This window comes from Streptomyces naganishii JCM 4654 (genome assembly GCF_014650575.1).
Taxonomy (GTDB): domain Bacteria; phylum Actinomycetota; class Actinomycetes; order Streptomycetales; family Streptomycetaceae; genus Streptomyces; species Streptomyces naganishii.
The window spans coordinates 243,797-264,334 of sequence record NZ_BMVF01000010.1; the positions used below are offsets into that span (position 1 = coordinate 243,797).

The following is a 20,538-nucleotide window of genomic DNA, read 5'->3' on the forward strand; positions in this document are numbered from 1 at the left end:
TCGATCCCAGGCAGTTGAGCGCACGCACGGATCCAAGGGGCGGTCAGCTGACCTGATGCATCGTCAAGGAGCTTCGCATGCCTCAGCACTGTGCCCGGTCCGCGCGCTGCACGGTCTCCACGGCTCGCGCCCTGGCCCTGATCCCGCTCGTGGCCGGGCTGGCCTCGGTCTCGAACCCGGCCGCCGCCCAGTCCCTCAGGCCCCACAGCGTGCGTTGCGACACGGCCGCTCTCATCGCCGCCATCGACGATGCCAACGCCAACGGCGGTGGCGAGCTGAGCCTCTCCCGGCGCTGCGTCTACGACTTCAGGGCACCCGTCTCCGGCCAGGACGCGACACCCGCGATCACCGTGCCCCTCACCATCAAGGGCAACGGCGCCACCCTCCTGCGCGACCCCGCCACCACGAGCCACTTCCGCCTCATCGACGTCGCGGTCGGCGGAACGGCGGCGGTCAGCCATCTCACGATCCGGAACGGCGACGTGACGGGCGACGGCGGCGGTGTCCTCGTCCAGAAGGGCGGGACATTCCGAGGGGTGTCCATCACCGTCCAGGGGAACACCGCCAGTGGTGACGGCGGCGGCATCGACGACCGCGGGACCCTGAAACTCACCGGATCCCTGATCACCGACAACACCGCGCTCCTCGGCGGGGGCCTCTACATCGAACCCGGCGGCACGGCCGACGTCATCCGTACCACCGTCCGCGACAACAAGGCCAACAGCTTCGCGGGCGGAGGCGTGGTCAACGACTCCGGCGCGATCACCATCGCCCGCGACCTCATCGTCGGCAACAGCGTCGCCACGGGCGACGGAGGCGGCCTGTGGAACGACGGGCAGATGACCGTCAACGACAGCGAGATCGCCGACAACACGGCACGGGACCACGGTGCGGGTGTCACCAACGCGCAGGGCGGCAAGGCCACCTTCAACCAGAGCACCATCAGGAACAACAGGGCGGGTCTCCAGGCCGGCGGCATCTACAACGTCAACGCCGACTCCACCGTCGTACTGAACGTCAGCCGCGTGGTCAAGAACTCTTCCGCCAACGCCCCGGGAGGCGTTTACAACGGAGCCGGAAGCGTTGTGGTGAACAAGCGCTCCACCATCGCGGAGAACACCCCCACCAACTGCACCGGCAGCCCGTCTCCCGTACCCGGCTGCACCAACTGAGCGCAGGAACGGGCTCCGGGAGCCGCCCCCACCGCAGTGACACCGCTCGCGGTCGGCCCCCGGCGTACGGCTCGCCGAGCCCCACCGGCCTGGTCCGCGTCTGCCCGGTTCCGCCCGGTGCGATGACGGACACGACGGCAGCCCCGGAGCCGCTCCCCGCGCACTGATGGACACCCCGACCCACTCGCAGAACAGCAGCACCCTGGACGTCCAAAGGTCCCGAGCCGTGATCGGTCCGGGACCTTTCGGCTGGTGCCCCCGGCAGAATCCGTACCTGCGACACCCGCTTCGGCAGTCCGGCAGTGGCCTGCCTCTGCTGGCGCCGACGACTGGTGCGACCGCCGAACAGAGACGTCGGCGTACCCCTCCGGATTCGACGCAGCTGACGCGGCAGCGGTGGATGTCGGGATCCCGCGGAACCTCCCGTACTCCGCTGCTGTACTGCAATCGGTCCTGGGACTCTGCGACTTGCTTGAGATGGTGATCACGCACAAGCAAGGGCTAGCCTTACGACGCCTCATCTCTGAGAGGGGGGCGCCTCGTTGCGAAGGGTGACGAGACGCGGCCCCGGAGATGAGGTGGAGTGATGGAGAAAACGCGCCCTTCCCAGGAGGCCAAGGGGAAGATCCGCGAGGTTGCTGGTCGGCTCACGATCGCGCTCGGGGCTCGTGCTCTGTGGGCATTGATCGAGAAGCTGTTCAGTCACCACTTCGAGGGGTGACCACCAATGCGCCCCGAGAACGACGCCGGCGCATCCCCCTTTGTGCCTTGGCGTCGTCGTATCGAAGCCATCACTCCAGCGTGGCCGGGTCAGTCCCCCTTTCTGCCCCGGCCGTAGCCCTCAGCTCGGGAGGCTGCGATCGTTTGGCGGCGCGCCGCTGCGTTGGCACCGACTGAGGCAGCGCGAGGCGTTCGCGCGTACGGGCGTCGCCTGGTCGGAAAGCGGCTACGTCTTCGCGAGGCCCAACGGCCGGCCGGTTGAGCCGCGCAACGTATACCGGTCCTTCACGCCGCAGGTCGCGGCCGATGCGGGGCTGCGGAGGGCCGCCTGCACGACGCGCGGCTTGGCTGCGCGACGCTGCTGACCGCGGCTGGCGTCGCCCCGCGGGTCATGATGGAGATCCTTGGGCACAGCCGGATCAGCATCACGATGGACGTGTATCCGCACGTCGTGCGTAACACCCAGCGCGAAGCGACCAGCCACATGGATCGCTCGCTCAAACGGCGTTTGCCCGAACCTGGAACGGTGGTCTGCGAGACGGGACGGCTGTCAATCGGTGCCGTCAAACCGGCCCGGACCATGATCGGTCCGGGCCGTCTGGCCTGGTGCCCCCGGCAGGATTCGAACCTGCGACACCCGCTTTAGGAGTTCGGTCTGCCCGGGGCCTGGTCGGGCCTCGCCTCGTGCGTCGGTGCCGTCAGCGACCGTTGTGTGTCGCTCCTATCTGGGGTCGTTGATGTCAGCGTTGGATGTCAGCGGAACAGGTCTGGCACTGGACAGGCCTCCAAAGGCTCATCCAGCCGGTCGGCCCAGCGCCACCAGACATGCCTACCATGGCTCAGGGAAGGTCATACAGGTCGCGACGCCGTCTTGGATTGCTGTAGCTGGACGAAGACAGTTCCTGTGGTTGCTTACTCCGCTGCTGTATCGCGACTCTCCTGTTGCCAACCCGATGTCATGGTCCCTGCCAGCGGGCCTGCTGGCAGGGATACAGAGCAGGGAGCCTTCGACGTTGGCGCGCTCAGGGGTCCCAGCAGACACCTCGAGACTACGTTGCAGGCCGCTCGTACGACGGGAAGAGCTCACGTAGGGCCCCGGTGAGGCTAGTTGGACCTACCGGACTCCGGTGACATGTGGTCACTGCAGAGGTAACCTGCTGGCTCCGGGCACCCGTTCAACTGGGGGGACAATGAACGAACTGGAGTTGGCGCAGTTTGCCATGCCGGCCGCGAGCACGCTTCTGACAGCGATGGTGTCGGACGGTTGGCAAGCTTTCAAAACCAGATTCTCCCGCATCGTAGCCGGACGATCGGGCGATACACGGGCGACCGAGGGAAACATCGACGAGTTGCGACAGCGTGTCGTGGACTATCAGACGCAAGGTCATGCAGAGCGGGGCCAGACCGAGGTTTTTGCTCTACTTTGCGCCGTGCTTGCGAGAGATCCAGAGTCGCTGGCCCCGCTACGTGAACTACTGGCAGACATTGACATGAGTGGCTCCGAAGACAGCTCTAGACGTGTGTCTCAGAACGCCACTGTCAGGGACAACGGCGTCTCTTTCCAGCAAGTGTCCGGAACGCAGCACTATCACGCCAATTGAGCCGCTTGGAATCACGTATGGAAGCTGATGCGGCCAAGGGTGCTACTTCGATACCTGGCCAAAACACCGATGTACATGACCACGGAACTGCATTTCAGCAGGGTCATGGGATCCAAATCTACTATGCGAGTCGCAGCGCGAAGTCGCCGCAAGGCCTTGTCAACTCGGCGCATCTCCTTACGCTCGACAGCGTTCCATATCTTAAAGACTGCGAAAGTCCAGTCTCCTTCGGTGTGCACCCGGCTGCAAGCTGGAACGGGAATCAAAATCCCCAGTATGTGCGGCGCGACATCGAAGAAGACCTTTCCTCGCTGCTGAGGCCTGGATCATTTGCATTGCTTGTCGGTGATCCTACTTGCGGCAAATCTAGAACCGCTTTCGAGATAGTTAAGAGTAAGTTCCCGGGCTATCGCGTGTTTCGCCCGGAAGACGGGGCAGAGTTCTCCGAGTGTGTTTCTCTTTCCGGTGCTGAAGATAAGGTCATCTGGCTTGATGACCTTGATAGGTTCCTTGCTCCACCGTTTATTCCTACGAGCTCTCTGGATGAGGCGCTGCGGACCGAGGCTGTGCTAATCGGGACGATGCGCGCTGACCGGCTCGACCTTCTATCACCGCGATATGAGCGTGGCCTAAATCACGAGACCAGAACGCTCGTCAGGGCAGCAAGAGCCATCACCGCGCGGGCACATGTGCTCTACCTGGATAGAAATTGGGGCACGGAAGAAGTTAAGCGAGCAAAATGGTCCGCTGATCCACGGGTTGCAGAAGCCGCTCGGCATTCCAAAGAGTATGGAGTTGCTGAATATCTGGCAGCCGGCCCGCAACTCTACCTGGAATGGCAAAATGCCTGGGCCCCCGGATTGCATCCCCGTGGCGCTGCCATCGTGGCAGCGGCCGTTGATTTGAAGAGGGCCGGCATCAAGGCCCCCGTTTCAAGGGAGCTCTTGGAGCGTCTTCACGAAATATATCTTCAGCAGCGAGGCGGAATCCGGCTGCGCCCCGAGCCAATACTGGATGCGTTCCATTGGGCTCTTGAGCCTCTCCACGCGACGAGCAGTCTGCTCATGCCCGTCGAGGATGACATGTTCAAGGCTTACGATTACCTTGCCGAGGCCCTAGCCCGAGAAGGCAGGGCATCGGCTCCGCCGGATGAAGTGTGGGAAAGTGCAATCGATGAGTTTTCTCCCGACGACGTCCACACCGTTGGGCATCGAGCCGAAAAAGCAAAGAGAATTGATTTCGCCGTCCACGCTTATGAGCGACTAGCCAACACTGGAAATAGTAGCGGCTCGTTCCATCTCGGCTACATCGCTTCGAAGGAAGACCGACTAGAAGAAGCGGAGCTCTGGTACAGAAGATCTATTTCCCAGGGTTCTTCCATCTCAAAAAACAATCTGGGGCTTGTCCTTCGGCGATCCGGAAGGGAGGAAGAGGCAGAATTTTGGTTCCGGGAAGCTGCCGCTGATGGTGACACCTACGGCGCGCGGAACCTCGGCGAAGTCCTCCTGGATCAAGAGCGTTGGGATGAGGTTGAACAGCTTTCTCTCTCCCTCATCGAGCAGAAACCGCCGGTCGCTAAACTCATTATGGGGCAACTCCTCATCGCACGAGGTGAGCACGAGGAAGCTCAAAATTGGTTGAATCAGGCAGCCGCTGAAGGCAGCAAGGACGCCTGGTTCTTTCTGGGTATTGCCCAAGAAAATCTGGAGGATTGGCAAGCGGCCTCTGCCTCTTATGAGCGGGCAGTAAAGGCTGGAAATAAACAGGCTCCTAATAACCTGGCCACCGCCCTCCGTAAGGCTGGTCGACTAGAAGAAGCAGAGACTGCTTATAGGCATGCCGTAGAGCAGGGTGACGACGAGTACGCCCTTTTCAATCTAGCTAGCCTTCTCTCTGAAATGCGACGCTACGATGAAGCGGAGCCACTCTATCGAAGCTCTATGGAGTCCGGATTTAAGTACGCCAAGAATAACCTAGCTTTGACGTTGGAGAAGTTGGGTAAAAGCGAAGAGGCGGACGCACTCTTTCGCTCTGCAGCCGAAGAAGGTGACGTCAGGGCGATGGCCAATTTGGCTGCACGAAGTCGTAAGGCAGGCCGACCACGCGAAGCGTTGTTGTGGATCAATCAAGCTCTCCCTTCTGGGAAGCCTGGCTACTATACCGAAATGGGCTTGATTCAAGAGGCACTTGGTGGCCCGAACAAGGCTATGTTCTGGTATAGGCGCGGGATTGATGGCGGATCCACCGCTGCCGCGGTTGCTCTCGGTTACCTGTATGAAAGAAAGGGCAAAAGCAAGGCTGCAAGAAAGCTTTACTTGCAGGCAGTAGGGGACGGCGATACTCATGCCCTCTACCATCTTGGCCAGTTCTACCTCAACAGGAACGAGTTCGATAAAGCGCATAAATACCTGAACGATGCATATGAGGCTGGGGAGACAGTCTCCCATATGCTCGCTTTCTTGGCCATGCGTTCAGGCGATCTTGTAAAGGCTCGTGCCTTCCTCGATGAGGTGACAGACTCGGATGCTCCTCAGGTCATACCGTTGCGTCAAATGTTGGAATTCTTGGAGCAGCGCGGGCAGTATGCCCTCTAAGGGAAGGCTGCAGAAGTAACCTATAGGTCGCGGTGTGGATTTCTGGGCCGAGTTCACTGACTGAAACCTCGCCCCGCGAGATTGTCTGTGCCTGAGCCGACGAAAGTCAGCCGCGACGGCGCGGCTGCCGACTGATCAGGCGCGTGTGTGCTCGCTGCACCCCCGCCGGCATTAACCACGCTTCAGGTTTTGTGGCCCTGATCTGAGTCAATCCGTCTGCGCGTAGGAGAGCCCGCAGCACACTTGGAGCACGCGGCACGGACACTGGCGGGGCTGGAGCGGGACGGAGGCAGGAGCGCAGGCCCGGCCGGGGGCCGGGCCGCGCGCGGTGAGCGGAGCGAGCCGCCTTGAACCAGTAGAGAAAGTTGTAACTCAGCGCGGTGAGGCTGTCTGTGTCCGGTCCCGGTAGATGCTTGACAGTTCGGTCCCAGCTGATGGTTGACAGTGGCCGTGTTCGGCTTTTCTGTGCGCGTCGTTGCGGCGCGTGTGGGGAGGCCGGGATTGGCGCTGGTGGAGTTGCCGGTTCGCGAGGCCGACTTCACGGCCGCTTACTCTGGCGGCGCATGGGTGGCCGATCGAGTACTTCGACGTACATGATCCGACCATCCACGACGTCCAAGCACAGCATGCCTTGCGAGGGCAGGAGCGGCACGCACCGGTGGCCGGCGCCGTATGGCTGTCCCTGTGGATGAGCTGCTGTCTTGAAGCTCTGGCAAAAGTCATCGCCGCAGTCGCACTCGTCAACCAGACGAAGATCCCACGCACAGATGGCCAGCTCACGTTCTCCTTCGTTTTCCAGGAGAGTGATCAGCTCCGTGATGAGTTCCGGGAAGACGGCGCGGACAAGGGGGTGGTCCTGCTCCATGACCGGAGGGTAGCTGGAGACGGGACAATCCCCAGCCCCCCGTCAGTCATCACCTGGGACCAGAACACCAAGCATCAGCTGGGATCTGAGACCGCGCGGTGGGGCTTGAAACTGTGTGCGCAGGCTGGGAGTTCAGTGCCCTGCCGGTGTGCGAGGGGCAGGAAGAGCACTGGTCGGATCGTCCAGGTGACGCGGGTGCCGGCATGCGTGATGGTCACCGTGCAGGGCTCGGAGCGCATCAGGGCCCTGCGGGTCTCGGCACGGTCCTCCTGCAGCCACGTCCACGCTTCGTCCGACGCGTCGGAGTCGAGCGCCGGTGAGATGGTGCGCAGGGCGATGGCGACCCATCGGTCTGCCTGGGGTGCCGAGTACGCGTCGAACGATGCCAGGAGCGCCGGCCCTTCTGCGCTGGTGACGTCCTCGGTCCAGCACTCGCACCAGTAGCCGCGGGCGGGTCCGTTCATGAGGTGGGTCCTGCCGGGTAGACCAGCAACACGTAGCGGGTGCTCTCGTCGTGGAGAGTGAGTTGGTAGCCCATGCCACTGGTCATGTAGGCGAGAGCTCGTTCGTGTTCGGCCTCGTCCGTCAGCCAGTGCAAGCCTGGCTGCGCGTAGGGGGCGTCGAGTTGGTCGGTGATGTGTTGCGTGCGCTCTCGTAACCAGCGCAGTGCCAGGCGTGGACTCGCGACGCCGTGCGATCCCAAGGGGATGGCACGGACCTCGTTCACCGGGTAGGCGGCGGCTCGGCACAGGTAGGGGAGACTTCGGATGGCTGCGCCGAGCGGTACGGGAGTAGTGGACGTCAGCACGGGTGGCCTCCTGCCGGTCCGGCCTGGGTGAAGAGTTCCGCGGTGACCGTGTGACCGCCGTGGCTGCTGTGGACGACGACCCGGTGGGCGATAGCGCTGACCATGCCCAGGCCCCGGCCGTGCTCGGCCTGGTCGTCCTGGTGCTCGACCTTCGGGGCCGTGCCGGTGCCTCCCTCGTCCGTGACCGACAGGGCGACCACCTGCGGGGAGACCGCGAGTGCCAGATGGAAGCTGCCTGTCTGCTGGCCGCTGGCCGTGTGCAGGATCGCGTTCGCGCTCAGCTCGCTAACGATCAGCTCTGCGTCCTCGGCCAGAGGGGAGCCGCGCAGGATGTCCCGCGTCCAGCGGCGGGCCCGGCTGACCTCTTCCGGAAAACCTGGGCAAGACAGTCCCCACACCCGGGCTGTACTCGTATACTCGTGTATACAAGTTCCTTCATGCTGGTAGGCCGCCATGTGCAGCGGGTTCGGGCTAGACGAGTTTCACGCCGTCGTGGGCGCGGATGGCCGGCGGGGACGCCGCGTCGAGCGCGTCAAGGACACGGATCGCGTACGCCTCGTCGGCAAGCTCGAAGACTTCTTCGCGGGTGGCCCAGCGCAGGGCTCGGGTCTCGTCCCCGGTGGTGGGGGCGCCGTCGGAGGCCTCGCAGCGGAAGACCAGCGAGACGATCAAGCCCGTCATGTTCTTGTAGACGCCGGTCAGAGTCGCCGGAAGAGCGATCTTGATGCCGGTCTCTTCGAGGACCTCGCGCTGGAGGGCTTCGGGGATGGTCTCCTCGCGCTCGAGGATGCCGCCCGGCGGTTCCCAGTGGCCGTTGTCCCGGCGCTGGATCAGGAGGGCCCGGCCCTCGTCGTCGACGACGACTCCGGCCACACTCACGGAGTGCGGGCGTTCAGTGCTCACGTTCCTCGGCCCTCTCGGCTGACTAGGCTCTCCACCGTAGCAACAACACTCGCCCACTCGTCTAGATACCTAAAGGAGTACGCGTGACGTCTCTACCGAGCATTCTCGGCGGCCTCGACCCGACCAGTGATCGTGCGGTCTTCCGCCAGATCGCCGACCAGCTACGTGAGGCCATCGACCGTGGGCGTTTCAAGGAGGGGGAGAAGCTGCCGTCCGAGGCTGAGCTGGTCGAACACTACGGCGTCTCCCGGATGACGGTCCGGAACTCCTTCTCCATCCTCCAGGGCGAGGGGCTGGTGCACGCCGAGCACGGCAAGGGTGTCTTCGTCCGGCCCCGGCCGCCGGTGCGCCGCCTCGCCTCCGACCGGTTCGCCCGGCGGCACCGTGAGCAGGGCAAGTCCGCGTTCATCGTGGAGGCCGACGCCGCCGGCAGTCACCCGAAGGTGGACAGCCTGGAGGTGAAGGAGGAGAAAGCTAGCCAGGACGTCTCCACGCGACTGGGTTCCGTACGGCGCGTGCTCGCCCGGCGTCGCCGATACCTGCTCGACGGTCGGCCGGTCGAGTTCGCCACCTCGTACCTCCCGCTCGACATCGCCCGCGGTACGCAGATCGCCGAACCCAACCCGGGCCCGGGCGGCATCTACGCCCGCCTTGAGGAGCTGGGCCACCAGCTCGACCACTTCGAGGAGGAGATCCGGGCCCGAATGCCCTCCCCGGCCGAGGTCAAGACGCTGCAATTGGCCTCCGGCGTCCCGGTGATCCACCTGATCCGTACCGCCTTCGACACTGCGGGACGGGCCGTGGAGGTCTGCGACACGATCATGGCCGCTGACGCCTACGTCCTCTCCTACCAACTTCCGGCGACCTGATCGGCGGTGCGCGAGGCCACTTCTCCGGACTCGTACACCCCGACACGCATACTCGTATAGACGAGCGGGCAAGTTGTGTGGCAAGGTGGTCAACGTTCCCGGCTGTTGCCGGGTTCGAAGAGTGCACCTTGTCTAGACGAGTAGATGGGAAGAAGCCTTGCGCACCATCCGTGTGGAGACCTCGGCCGCGACGATCCTGCTGACCGAGGCGCCCGAGCCCAAGGTCCGCGACCGCCAGTCGGGCGAGATCGCGAAGGATGCCGTCAGCGGTGAGGCGCTGATGACCATCGGCGTCGTGTACATCGAGGAGGGGGAGTCGTCCCTGATCAAGGTGACCGTTCCGGAGAGCGGGGTGTCGGAAGGCCTCGTCCTCGGTGCCCCGGTCTCGCTGCCGGGCCTGGTCGCCCGGCCGTGGGAGAGAGTGTTCAACGGCCAGCAGCGCCACGGCATCGCCTTCCGGGCCGCCGCCGTCACTCCGGCCGCCTTCCCGGCCACCGTGGGGGCCACGGCCTGATGACCGATCTGGCAACGCTTCTGGAGGTGGGTGGTCCCGTCGCCGCACTCGGCGGCGGGGCCGCCTACGCCCGGGCGCGACACCCCGGCTTCTACTGGTCCGCCGTCGGCTTACCGGTGTCCACGGTCCGGCTGCTCGGCTCCTACAGCTCCGTCATGGAGGCATGCGGGCTGACCGTGGCCCCCTCCCGGCTGCGGGTCCTGGCGGTCAAGGCGACCACTCGCCGTGAGGTCCGGCCCGTACCGCCGCGTCGGGGGATCATCCGACCGACCACGACGGGGCTCCGGGTCCGCCTGCGGCTCGCTCCGGGGCAGGAACCCGCCGACGTGGCCGCCTCCGCGGAACGACTGCGGCACGCCTGGGGCGTCCATGCCGTGTACGTGACCACGATCAAGCCGGGCGTGGTCGAACTGCGGCTCGTCGGCTTTGACGTACTGCGGCGGGTGCGCATGCCGCGCAAGCTCCGCCCGGACCTTCTCCGGGTACCGGTCGCGCTGCGCGAGGACGCCACTCCGTTCGTACGCGACTACCGCACCGTGCCCCACCAACTCACCCTCGGGGCCACGCTGTCCGGCAAGTCCATGTACCTGCGCCACCTCGTCGCAGGCCTCGCTCGTCAGCCCGTCGCCCTGGTCGGCATCGACTGCAAGCGGGGCGTGGAACTGGCGCCGTTCGCTCCGCGCCTGTCGGCGCTCGCCACCGACCCGGAGCAGGCCGCCGAGCTGCTGCCCGTGCTCATCAAGGAAATGGAGGACCGGTACGACCTGATCAAAGCCCGGCAGGGCATCGCGCCGAGCACTCCGGACGAGGAGATCACCTCGGACATCTGGGGTCTGCCCGAAAGCGAACGGCCAGTGCCGGTCGTGCTGTTCGTGGACGAGGTGGCAGAACTCTTCCTCGTCGCGACGAGGAAGGACGAGGAACGCCGGGACGAGATGGTCACCCAACTCATCCGGCTCGCCCAACTCGGCCGTGCGGCCGGCATCTACCTGGAGGTCTGCGGACAGCGCTTCGGTGCCGAGCTGGGCAAGGGCGCGACCATGCTGCGGGCGCAGCTGACCGGCCGCGTTTGCCATCGCGTCAACGACGAAGCGTCCGCCAAGATGGCTCTGGGCGACATCGCCCCCGAGGCGGTCTCCGCCGCCTGTGCCATCGCCCCCGAACGTCCCGGGCTCGCCGTGGCCGGTGACACCTCCGGCGGCTGGTCCCGCATCCGCACGCCGTACCTCTCCCTCGGCGATGCCGCCGAGACCTGCCGTGAGTCGGCCCACCTCGTCCCCGACCTGCCCGCGCTCAAGCCCTTCCGGCCCGATGTGCCCGTACGGCCGCCCGTCGAGACACCGAGCCCGGTCGTGCGGCCCCGACCGGTGACCGACTGACCCGCACCCGCACGTATCCCCGGTCGGCGTGACCGCCTCACGCCATGTCCCTACCCCTCCCATGCCCGAATCCGGAAGGAGCCGCAGCATGCGCGCCCACCTGGCCCGCGTCGACGCGGTGCTCGTCCAAGCCGTCATCGCCGCCGCGTTGTCCTTCGCCCACCTGCACGACGTCGCCTCGGCGGCCGGACAGGACGGGTGGAAGGCGTGGGCCTACCCCGTCTCGGTCGACCTGCTGCTCGTCGCCGCCTGGCGTCGACTGCGGTCCGGCGAGACGAAAGCGGCCGGGTGGTGCTGGTTCGTGATCGCACTCGCCGCGTCACTGGGCGCGAACGTCGCCACCGCCGGGCTGCTCGACCTGGAGCACGTGCCGGCCTGGCTCCGCATCATGGTCGCGGGCTGGCCAGCGGTCGCCTTCCTCGGTGGAACCCTCCTGGCCCACTCGTCGCCGTCCACGCCCGACGGAACCGGTGACGCCGTGGGGGAGGAGGTGCCCGAGCGCATCGAGGACCAGGAGGACGCGCCCGATCCCGCACCGGAACGCCCGGCGCCTTTGGCAGTCGAGTCGGCACCAACTCCGGCTCCGCCGCCGGTCCCCGTCCCGGCCGCCCTGGTCGAGCACGCCCGCAAAGTCGCCGCCGAGCACCACGCCCGTACCGGAACGGCCATCGACACCCCGACCCTGCGCGCCCGCCTCGGCGTCCCGCCGCCCATGGCCGACGCCATCGCAGCCCAGCTCTGAGAGGAGACCCACGTGAGCGCCCACCGCCGCTTCCGCTCCGTCACCCGCATCGGACCCGTCCAGGTCGGCACGTCCTACGACGGTCGCGGCCGGGAGAAGCACACCGCGGCCTGTACCGCCCCACGCTGCGGCTTCTCCGCCGACTACGACAGCCGCGCCGCCGCCGAGCTGGCTGCCCGCACCCACCGCTGCCCCGTCCACTGAAAGGACCCGCCTCCCGTGACCGTCAGCCTCCCGCTTGTCGCCGTCCTCGGCTTCTTCGCCTGGGGAGCGGTCAAGTTCCTCGGCGTCCGCACGTGGATCGTCGTCCTGATCGCCCTCTTCGGCTTCTGGCTCTCGCACACCTTCATGGCACCGGCCATCGAGTCCGGCACGCGCTCCGGCGTGGACATCGTCAACGGCTCACATGACTAGACGAGTAGGTAAGGAGAGCTTCGCCGTGTTCCTGCCCAAGTACCCGGACAACCCGACGCCGCCGCCCGCGCACATCCACACCGTGGCCGACCAGATGCCCGCTCGCCGGTCGGCGCCTCAGATCTCCGTCAGTACCGGAGCGGTCGCGGCCGTCCTCGTCGGCGGCGTCGTGCTGACCGCGCTCCTGGCCGCCGTCGCCGTCACGGCCGTCTCCGTGGCCGTCGCCGCCGTGGTCCTGCGCTCGGTGCTCCGCGACCAGCACCGCCGCTGACAGACCAGACCCCCGGGGCGGCCTCGATACCGCCAAGCATCCGCCGCCTCGGGGGCCCTTTCCCTCCAGCCGAACCAGAAGGAGAACGCCATCATCACCCGCGCCACTCCGCCTCCGCTCCACGAAATCGGCGAACTGGCCGCCCTCGGCACCATGCCCGCACTCCTGCGCCAGCTCGCCAGCCTCGGCGGCTGCACGCACCCCATCCGCCTCGACGGCCACCGCACCGAGTACGACGTAAACACCCGCACCGGAGAGATCGGTAACGTCCTCCACTACCTCGACTCCTCCGGCCTCCCGGCCGGTCACCTCCTGGTCCGCTGCAACAACCGCCGCACGACCCGGTGCGCGGCCTGCGCCGAGGTGTACCGCCGCGACACCTTCCACCTGATCACCTCCGGACTGCGCGGCGGCAAGGGCGTCCCCGAACGCGTCGCCGCCCACCCGCGCGTCTTCGCCACCTTCACCGCGCCGAGCTTCGGCCCGGTCCACAACCGCCCCACCGGCCCGGCTGGTTCGGTCCGCCGCTGCCGCTGCGGCGCCCTCCACGACCAGGACGACTCCGCACTCGGCACCCCGCTCGACCCGGACACGTACGACTACGAAGCGGCCGTGCTCTGGAACGCGCACGCCGGTCCGCTGTGGCGGCGCTTCTCGATCTACCTGCGTCGGGAGGTCGCTAAGCGCGCCGGCCTCACCCAACGGGCCTTCCGCGAGTACGCCCGGGTGTCCTTCGCCAAGGTCGCCGAGTACCAGAAGCGCGGGGCCGTCCACTTCCACGCCGTCATCCGCATCGACGGCCCCGGGGGCGGCGACACCCCGCCTCCCGCCTGGGCCACCGCCGAGCTGCTGACCGACGCCATTCGGGCCGCCGTTGCTGCCGTGCACGTAGACGGTCCGGCTATCGACGGCCGGGCCCACGCCTTCGCCTTCGGCCGTCAACTCGACGTCCGCACCATCCGCTCGGCCGACTTCGACGGCGGCCAGGAGCTGACCGAGCGGGCCGTCGCCGCCTACATCGCCAAGTACGCGACCAAGGGCGCCGAGACCGCGACGGGAGCTCTCGACCGGCCGCTGAAGTTCGCCGCCGAGCTCGCCCAGCTCGACATCAGCGAACACGCCCGCCGCCTCGTCCGCACCGCCTGGTCCCTCGGCGCCCGCAAGGACCTGGAACACCTCCGACTGCGCGCCTGGGCCCACATGCTCGGCTTCCGCGGCCACTTCTCCACCAAGTCCCGCCGCTACTCCACCACTCTCGGCGCCCTCCGCGACGCCCGCGCCGAATGGCGTCGAGCACAAGCCGTGGCCGCCAACGGTCCTGAGCCTGAGACGACTTACGTCCTCGCTCACTGGGTCTTCGCCGGGACCGGCCTGTCCGCCGCCGAATCCTGGCTTGCCGCATCCCTCGAACCCGCCCCCGGAACGGAAGGAGAGCCCACCCATGCATGACGACGAACTGCTGACGGTGCCGGAGGTCATGGCGCGGCTCAAGCTCGGCCGCTCCACGGTCTACGACCTCATCCGCTCCCGCCGTCTGCCCTCGATCACCATCGGCCGGTGCCGGCGTATCCCGGCGCGGGCGGTCCGCGAGTACATCACCAACGAACTGGAGGCGGCCGCCTGATGGCCCAGCAGCGCAAGCGCAATCCGAACGGCGCCGGCACCATCACCAAGCGCAAGGACGGCCGCTTCCAGTGCGCGGTCTACGTGCTGCAACCGGACGGCACCCGCGCCCGCAAGTTCGCCTACGGCAAGACCTGGGCCGAGTGCGACGCCAAGCGCCGGGAACTCCTCGACAAGGTCGACCAGGGCGTGCCCGTGCCGACGCGTTCGGCCAGGCTCTCCGAGTGGCTGCCGTACTGGCTGGACAACGTGATCAAGCCCCGGCGGAAGCTGAGCACGTACGACAAGTACTAGGCGCACGTCCGGCTCTACCTGGTGCCGCTCCTCGGCGCGAAGCGGCTCGAATCGCTGGGCGTCGCCGACGTGCGACGGTTCCTCGTGCGCCTGGAGCAGGAGGCGACCGCGGCCACGGCCAAGGAGGCTCACCGCGTGCTGCGGTCGGCGTTGTCCTCGGCCTGCCGAGAGGAACTGATCACGCGCAACGTCGCGAAGCTCGTCGAGCCGCCCCGGATCAAGGAACGGGAGCTGAGCCCCTGGACCCTGGACGAGACCCTCGACTTCCTCGCCGCCGCCCGCACCGACCCGCTCTACGCGGCCTTCGTGCTCGCCATCGCGATGGGTCTGCGTCGAGGAGAGATCGTCGGGCTTCGCTGGTCGGACGTCGACCTCGACAACCGGGTGCTCTACGTCCGCCAGCAGATGCAACGCCGCCGCGGTGTCCTCTACGACGACGATCCGAAGAGCCGCCGTCGCCGTGCCGTTCCGCTGCCCGCCCTCTGCATCGCCCCCCTGCGCTGGCACCGCATGCGGCAGGCCGCTGCCCGTGCCAAGGCGGGGGAGGGGTGGCAGGAGTCCGCGTACGTCTTCACCACTCGGACCGGCCGCCCGGTCGAGCCGCGCAACCTCTACCGCTCCTTCACCCGCGTCGCCCAGGCCGCCGGCCTCCGCGTGATCCGGCTGCACGACGCCCGCCACGGCACCGCGACCCTTCTTACGGCGGCCGGAGTCGCGCCCCGTGTCGTGATGGAGATCCTTGGCCACTCCCAGATCAGCATCACCATGGATGTCTACACCCACGTCGTCCAGGACACCCAGCGTGAGGCCATGAGCCACATGGACCGGCTGCTCAGAAGGCGTCGCGGTCGTCAGTGACCAACCCCGTTGATGTCAGAAGTGGATGTCAAACGCCCCCCACCTCCGAAAATCCGGAAGTGGGGGGCCTTTGAGCTGGTGCCCCCGGCAGGATTCGAACCTGCGACACCCGCTTTAGGAGAGCGGTGCTCTATCCCCTGAGCTACGAAGGCGAGGCGGGGATGTGTGGGTAGAAGGTGTTGGAAATCCGCCCACATCGGACGGATCCCGACCCTTGAGGGCCCAGACATCCACAGGGCGCCCCACCGGAGTGGTGCACCGCGCACAGTCTAGCGGTTACGGCAGCGCACCGAGGCGTCGTGCCCTGCTGTTGTGTGGCCCCGCCGCCCCTGTGTGCCGAGCTCCCGGTATCGGCCGGCCCCGAGCGTGTCGTGCGGGATGAGCAGAGCGCCGTCGGATCCGTACGCGGGGATCCGTCGGAGGCGGTGTGTCTCATCCAGGGTGGAGAATCCGGATTCGCTGTCCGGGCGGAACCCGATGAGGCGTTCTCCGGCTTCAGTGCCTGGCGGAATGATTCGGAGGTGCTCGGTCCTTTTGAACCTCATGCGCTTCGTCCTTGGATCCAGCGATCTATTTGACCGTGTCTTCTCGAGGGAGGCTGCGGCCGAGATCCTCCGCTGCATGCATCACGGCGGAAGCGAGGTGAGGACGCGGGCGTTGCCCCGGGGAAAAGTCGCCCAGCTATCCAGTAACTGGATCACCGGAGGGTGGATCACCCTCCCTTGGTCGGGGACGTGCCTGGCCGAGTCCGCCGTGCCGAGGTCCCCGGTGGTCATGTTGCCCAGATCTAACCCGCTGGCGGCGCCCTGGCCGGGCTCACCGGATGTTGCGTGCGATGAAGATGTCGACGTGGTTCCCGTCCGACGATTCGATGGTGAGCCGATACCTTGTGGGTCGGTGATCCCGGTTGGCTCCTCAGTCCACATCTCCCCAAACGGCTTGCAGGTCCTTGCAGCGGACGGTGATCGACGCGTCGGTCAGCGCGATCTCGTGCACGCAGCCCCCGTCTTCGCCCGGGAGGATCTCGTCGAGGAGCACGGCGTCGACCAGCATCCAGTCAATGGAGTGATCATAGTCGATGGAGAAGTGCGTCACTCCTGAGTAGCTGATGCGCAGCCCGGCGTCGTGCTTCCACTGATTCGGGGAAAATTCCAGGGTCAGCCCTCCGCTTTTGTCGGTGGCTACCTGGATTCCGGACAATTCCAGATCCTTGACGCAGCGGTCATTGCCGTGCCCGAGAGCATAATGCGCCGGATCTGATGCGAATTGCCTTGCCCCGGCCGGCAGCTGATCGTGAAACTTCGGGAGTTCGGCCAGGTAGGCCCTCGGATCGACGTAGAACCCGCCATCGCCCCAAACGGCCGTCACATACTTCATTTGCAACCTTCCGCGGTGAGAGGCGGTCGCCTCCACTTGTCTCCCGAGAGGTTTCGGTACCCTTCGGGCCGATGCGGCCGACTTTCCGCAACTCGTAGATGAATCGTTCCTTGATGGCATTCTCCACGCCAGATGGAACCTCGACTTCCCGGCGACGCCCCGACCAGTGCCCAGGGCGTTGTGCCCCTGCTCGTTGACCGCCGACGTCGCCAGCGTCCAACTCTTCCGGGTCGCCCGCGCGGTGCGCCGCTCGAAGTCGTCCGCCGGGAGGGGCGCGGGCGGGTCGCGGACGGGTCGAGGGGCGGTACCGCCGGGAAGTTCCTGTTCTCCGGGTCCGCCGCCCGGTGTTCGTGCCACGCGCCCCAGTCCTCGTCCGTTCACCCGGTGGCGAACAGCGGGCCCGGCGCGGTGCGTTTGGCGGGGAGCAGGTCGCCGATGCTCAAGCTCGGCGACATCGCGCGGCGGTGCGTCGCCTGGTGGATGAAGCGGATGCCGTCCCGGTCGCCGACCGCCGGCGACACCGACTCGTCCAACTCGTCGGCCATGGCGTCCGCGTGCGCCGAGCAGGGACGGCCGGCGCAGCGCGGGCAGGTGGGCGTTGCCCGGCTCCATCAGGCGCGGGGTGAGAACGATGTCGCGGCCCTCTCGCCGCGTGCGGCCGTCTCGTCGGCGGGTGGGGCCGGGTGGTGCGGGGTGAGGGAGGCCGCGGTACCGGTGGTGTCGTCGGCCTCCGTCGTGGGGTTCGCGGGCCTCGGTCCGGTTCTTCGGTCGGCGGCGTACGGCGGTCGCGGCGGGCGGGCCTGTGGTAGTCGGCCGCGTGGGAGTGGGGTCGCGGTCGGTTACGGCTGGCGGGTCACCCGTACCCGGTAGTCGCCCGCCAGGTTCGCCGAGGCCACGTCTATGCGGATCTTCGCCTTGGGGTCCTTGAAGGTCTCGCCGGGCGCGAAGGGCGCGTCGGAGAGTTCGGCGTGGACGTTGGGACTGCGGGTGCAGCCGCCGGAGTTGCGGTGGGCGTCGTAGACGGTGATCGGGCCGCGGCCGGTGTCGACGTCGGCGTCCACCTTGTAGATCAGGATGCCCGGGCGGCACACCGCCTCGTCGTTGCCGGCGTGGGTGCGCAGCTCCAGGGCGTATCCGGTACGGCCGTCCAGCGGTACGAAGATGAGCTTCGGGCCGCCCGGGCGCTCCAGCGGGGTCAGCGTGTACTCGGTCGAGCCCCGCTTCGCCGCGCAGCTGACCTGGGAGGCGTCCAGCCAGCCCAGCTTCCACTTGTGCCAGCCGAGGAGGTCGTTGTTGGCCCCCCAGTCCTCGCTCATGATGTCCCAGTGGCCCACCGCGCCCCCGCCCTCCTGGGTGTAGAGGTCGGGCAGGCCGAAGACGTGGCCGTTCTCGTGGGGGAGCACCCGGTAGCCGGTGCGGTCGTACGAGCCGGAGCCGTCGTCCTGGCGTGAGTAGACGAAGGAGGCGTTGGCGATGGGGACGCCGTCGGCCACCGGGGCGTCGCTGTTGCCCGCGAAGGTGACCGACAGGACCGTGTCCAGGGCGGACGGGCCCGCGTTCGGGGTCATCAGCACGTTGAGCAGGTCGTAGTCCCGGAAGTCCACCTTGGGGTCGGCCGCGGCCACCAGGTCCTGGACCAGTTTGCGGTACCCGGGGTCGAAGGGGGCCCCGCGCTCAATGCCGTAGTCCTTGAACGCCTTCGGCATGCGCAGCCAGTCGCGGATCGGGGTCTCGGGGCGGTAGTCGAGGCGGCCGTAGGAGGCGGTGCGGAACCACTCCTGGGTCTGCGGAAAGAACTCGTGGAAGCGGTCCATCGCGCTGCCCTGGCCGGGGGCGTCGGGGAAGTCGACCATCAGGGTCAGCGCGTGCACGGTGCCGGTGGAGCGGGCGTAACCGCCTGCGGTCGGGACCCCCTCCGACATCTGTACGGCCGGAGTGCCGCTGATCAGACACGGGTTGAGCGCGGGGGAGCGGGCCAGGGAGGCCGAACCGGAACCGGTTGCCGTACGGCCCTGCATGAGGTGGCCGGTGCCCGCCGAGGTGCTGACCGCGAGGGTGAGCACGGTGACGGAGGCGAGGGCCGCGGCCCGGCGCTTGCCGCTCCGGCGGGACGGGCCGCCGGTCAGGCCGCCGGTCGGGCGGGCGGCCGGGGTGCTGCCCGTGCCTATGCCCGCTATTCGGCCTGCGTTGCCTGTGCGTCCTCCGCCGCCTATGCGGCTTATACGGCTGCCTATGTGGTCCGCGAGGGTCGGTCCGCCTGTGTGGCCCGCTCGGCTCGTCCGGCCTGTACGGCGACGGGGCGGCTGCGCTCGCATGCGTGGACCCTTCGCTCCAGGCAGCCGCCGGTTTCAGGCTGCACCCTCTCGATCACCCTGTGTCGTGGGCAGAGGAGACGCGCGCTGGAGCGGTCCGGTCGTGGGACGGCCGGTCCGGTGAGACGGCGGCCGGCTGGGGCGTGTGGTTCAGGTCACATGAATTCTCTTCGGGGCGGGAAATAACCGGGGATCGTTTCCCCGTTTGAACCTGTGTCCGTGCGAAGCGGGGAGACCCTCCCCGGATTGCCCAACTGACGCTCAGGCGAAGACCGACCGAAGATCAACCGACGACCCACCGACGAAACCGTCAGCCATCGACAGAGGAGTACGCCGTGCAGGCCCCGACGACCGTGAACCCCGTGCAGCGCAAGGCGAGCAGGCCCCGTGCCGACGCCCTGCGCAACCGGGAGCGGATCGTCACCGCCGCCCGCGAGGTGTTCGTCGAGCACGGCCCCGAGGTGCCGCTCGACGAGATCGCCCGCCGGGCCGGCGTCGGCAACGCCACGCTGTACCGCAACTTCCCGGACCGCGACGCACTCGTACGCGAGGTCGTCTGCTCCGTCATGGACCGTACGGCGCGCGCGGCCGAGGACGCGCTCGCGGAGACCGGCGACGCATTCGAGGCCCTGGAGCGCTTCGTGCACGTCGCCGCCGACGAGCGGATCAGCGCGCTGTGCCCGATGGTCTCCAGCACGTTCGACCAGCACCACCCCGACCTGGAAGCCGCGCGCGAACGGGTCGAGGACCTCATCGAGGAGGTCATGGGCCGTGCCGTGGCGGCCGGTCAGCTGCGCCCCGACGTGGGCGTCGGCGACCTGATGATCGCCGCGGCCCAGCTCAGCCGGCCCCCGGCCGGCACCGGCTGCCTCAGCCATGACCGCTTCGTACACCGTCATCTTCAGCTGTTCCTGGACGGGCTGCGGGCTCCGGCCCGATCCGTCCTGCCGGGTACGGCCACGACCTTGGAGGACCTCCGCCAGGCCTGAACCAGCCTGAACCAGCCTCCGGCCGTCCCGGCTGTCCGCCGGTCAACCGTCCGGCTGTCCGCCGGTCAACCGTCCGGCTGTCCGCCGGCCGACCGTCCGGCTGTCCGCCGGCCGACCGCCCGGCCGTCCGCCGGCCGACCGCCGGCCGTCCCGGCTGTCCATCCGCCGTCTGCTTCCTGCCGCCCGTCCCGTGGACGGGCTGCCATCCCTCGACGTCCGCAGATCGCTTTTTC

At 67.3% G+C, this 20,538-nt stretch carries 20 protein-coding genes, 1 tRNA gene and 3 pseudogenes; 15 read left to right on the plus strand and 9 right to left on the minus strand.

Annotated elements, in window-relative coordinates; all coding sequences use genetic code 11:
• The first annotated feature begins 77 nt into the window (after positions 1-77).
• The 4 genes and pseudogenes from IE217_RS20380 to IE217_RS20395 all read left to right on the plus strand — a co-directional run bounded on the left by IE217_RS20380 (position 78) and on the right by IE217_RS20395 (position 6,087).
• Complete coding sequence (locus IE217_RS20380) at positions 78-1,172, plus strand: hypothetical protein (RefSeq protein ID WP_190179332.1); 1,095 nt, start codon at positions 78-80, stop codon at positions 1,170-1,172.
• 872 nt (positions 1,173-2,044) lie between these two features.
• Positions 2,045-2,406: pseudogene (locus IE217_RS20385) on the plus strand (tyrosine-type recombinase/integrase); the annotation flags it as partial.
• Between the two features lie 676 nt (positions 2,407-3,082).
• Entirely contained in the window at positions 3,083-3,493 is a 411-nt protein-coding gene (locus IE217_RS20390; protein ID WP_190179333.1) for a hypothetical protein, read from the plus strand.
• A 17-nt stretch (positions 3,494-3,510) separates the two neighbouring features.
• A complete protein-coding gene (locus tag IE217_RS20395; protein WP_190179334.1) occupies positions 3,511-6,087 on the plus strand; it encodes a tetratricopeptide repeat protein in 2,577 nt (858 codons plus the stop codon).
• Between the two features lie 538 nt (positions 6,088-6,625).
• On the opposite strand, the gene IE217_RS20400 is transcribed toward IE217_RS20395, so the two are convergent.
• The 5 genes from IE217_RS20400 to IE217_RS20420 all read right to left on the minus strand — a co-directional run bounded on the left by IE217_RS20400 (position 6,626) and on the right by IE217_RS20420 (position 8,639).
• A complete protein-coding gene (locus tag IE217_RS20400) occupies positions 6,626-6,952 on the minus strand; it encodes a hypothetical protein (RefSeq protein ID WP_190179335.1) in 327 nt (108 codons plus the stop codon).
• Positions 6,953-7,026: 74 nt separating this feature from the next.
• Entirely contained in the window at positions 7,027-7,416 is a 390-nt protein-coding gene (locus IE217_RS20405; RefSeq protein ID WP_190179336.1) for a hypothetical protein, read from the minus strand.
• Positions 7,413-7,760, minus strand: coding sequence for a hypothetical protein (locus tag IE217_RS20410; RefSeq protein ID WP_190179337.1), 348 nt, complete (start codon positions 7,758-7,760; stop codon positions 7,413-7,415). Before IE217_RS20410 ends, IE217_RS20405 begins: the two co-directional genes overlap by 4 nt.
• Positions 7,754-8,185 (minus strand): ATP-binding protein, encoded by a 432-nt coding sequence (locus IE217_RS20415; RefSeq protein ID WP_190179383.1) that lies wholly within the window; start codon positions 8,183-8,185, stop codon positions 7,754-7,756. Before IE217_RS20415 ends, IE217_RS20410 begins: the two co-directional genes overlap by 7 nt.
• A gap of 46 nt (positions 8,186-8,231) precedes the next feature.
• Entirely contained in the window at positions 8,232-8,639 is a 408-nt protein-coding gene (locus tag IE217_RS20420; protein ID WP_190179384.1) for an NUDIX hydrolase, read from the minus strand.
• 107 nt (positions 8,640-8,746) lie between these two features.
• Here IE217_RS20420 and IE217_RS20425 point away from each other — a divergent pair, with 107 nt between their 5' ends.
• From IE217_RS20425 to IE217_RS20470, 10 genes and pseudogenes are all read left to right on the plus strand, one after another.
• Entirely contained in the window at positions 8,747-9,532 is a 786-nt protein-coding gene (locus tag IE217_RS20425) for a GntR family transcriptional regulator (RefSeq protein ID WP_190179338.1), read from the plus strand.
• A 157-nt stretch (positions 9,533-9,689) separates the two neighbouring features.
• Positions 9,690-10,046: an SCO3933 family regulatory protein gene (locus IE217_RS20430; RefSeq protein ID WP_190179339.1), complete on the plus strand. Its 357-nt coding sequence runs from the start codon at positions 9,690-9,692 to the stop codon at positions 10,044-10,046.
• Positions 10,046-11,425 (plus strand): FtsK/SpoIIIE domain-containing protein, encoded by a 1,380-nt coding sequence (locus IE217_RS20435; RefSeq protein ID WP_190179340.1) that lies wholly within the window; start codon positions 10,046-10,048, stop codon positions 11,423-11,425. The genes IE217_RS20430 and IE217_RS20435 overlap by 1 nt, the downstream gene beginning before the upstream one ends.
• 88 nt (positions 11,426-11,513) lie before the next feature.
• The gene (locus IE217_RS20440) at positions 11,514-12,167 is read left to right on the plus strand and encodes a DUF2637 domain-containing protein (RefSeq protein WP_190179341.1); all 654 of its coding nucleotides are present in this window, start codon (positions 11,514-11,516) and stop codon (positions 12,165-12,167) included.
• A gap of 12 nt (positions 12,168-12,179) precedes the next feature.
• Positions 12,180-12,371 carry a mobile element transfer protein gene (locus IE217_RS20445; protein WP_190179342.1) on the plus strand — a complete coding sequence of 64 codons (192 nt, stop codon included), beginning with the start codon at positions 12,180-12,182 and terminating at the stop codon, positions 12,369-12,371.
• A 15-nt stretch (positions 12,372-12,386) separates the two neighbouring features.
• Complete coding sequence (locus IE217_RS20450; protein WP_094054604.1) at positions 12,387-12,581, plus strand: hypothetical protein; 195 nt, start codon at positions 12,387-12,389, stop codon at positions 12,579-12,581.
• Between the two features lie 25 nt (positions 12,582-12,606).
• A complete protein-coding gene (locus IE217_RS20455; RefSeq protein WP_190179343.1) occupies positions 12,607-12,852 on the plus strand; it encodes a SpdD protein in 246 nt (81 codons plus the stop codon).
• A gap of 153 nt (positions 12,853-13,005) precedes the next feature.
• Positions 13,006-14,301, plus strand: a complete 1,296-nt coding sequence (locus IE217_RS20460) for a replication initiator (RefSeq protein WP_190179344.1) — start codon at positions 13,006-13,008, stop codon at positions 14,299-14,301.
• A complete protein-coding gene (locus IE217_RS20465; RefSeq protein ID WP_190179345.1) occupies positions 14,294-14,476 on the plus strand; it encodes a helix-turn-helix domain-containing protein in 183 nt (60 codons plus the stop codon). The genes IE217_RS20460 and IE217_RS20465 overlap by 8 nt, the downstream gene beginning before the upstream one ends.
• Positions 14,476-15,627, plus strand: a pseudogene (locus tag IE217_RS20470) (tyrosine-type recombinase/integrase). Before IE217_RS20465 ends, IE217_RS20470 begins: the two are co-directional and overlap by 1 nt.
• Positions 15,628-15,703: 76 nt before the next feature.
• Here the strand turns inward: IE217_RS20470 and IE217_RS20475 are convergent.
• From IE217_RS20475 to IE217_RS20490, 4 genes and pseudogenes are all read right to left on the minus strand, one after another.
• A tRNA-Arg gene (locus IE217_RS20475) sits at positions 15,704-15,779 on the minus strand.
• Between the two features lie 763 nt (positions 15,780-16,542).
• Entirely contained in the window at positions 16,543-17,004 is a 462-nt protein-coding gene (locus tag IE217_RS20480; protein ID WP_190179346.1) for a hypothetical protein, read from the minus strand.
• Between the two features lie 210 nt (positions 17,005-17,214).
• Positions 17,215-17,679, minus strand: a pseudogene (locus IE217_RS20485) (IclR family transcriptional regulator); the annotation flags it as partial.
• Between the two features lie 164 nt (positions 17,680-17,843).
• On the minus strand, positions 17,844-19,319 hold the full coding sequence (locus IE217_RS20490; RefSeq protein WP_229865430.1) for a M6 family metalloprotease domain-containing protein: 1,476 nt from the start codon (positions 19,317-19,319) through the stop codon (positions 17,844-17,846).
• Between the two features lie 332 nt (positions 19,320-19,651).
• Between IE217_RS20490 and IE217_RS20495 the strand changes: the two genes are divergently transcribed.
• On the plus strand, positions 19,652-20,305 hold the full coding sequence (locus IE217_RS20495) for a TetR/AcrR family transcriptional regulator (protein WP_190179347.1): 654 nt from the start codon (positions 19,652-19,654) through the stop codon (positions 20,303-20,305).
• Positions 20,306-20,538 lie beyond the last annotated feature (233 nt).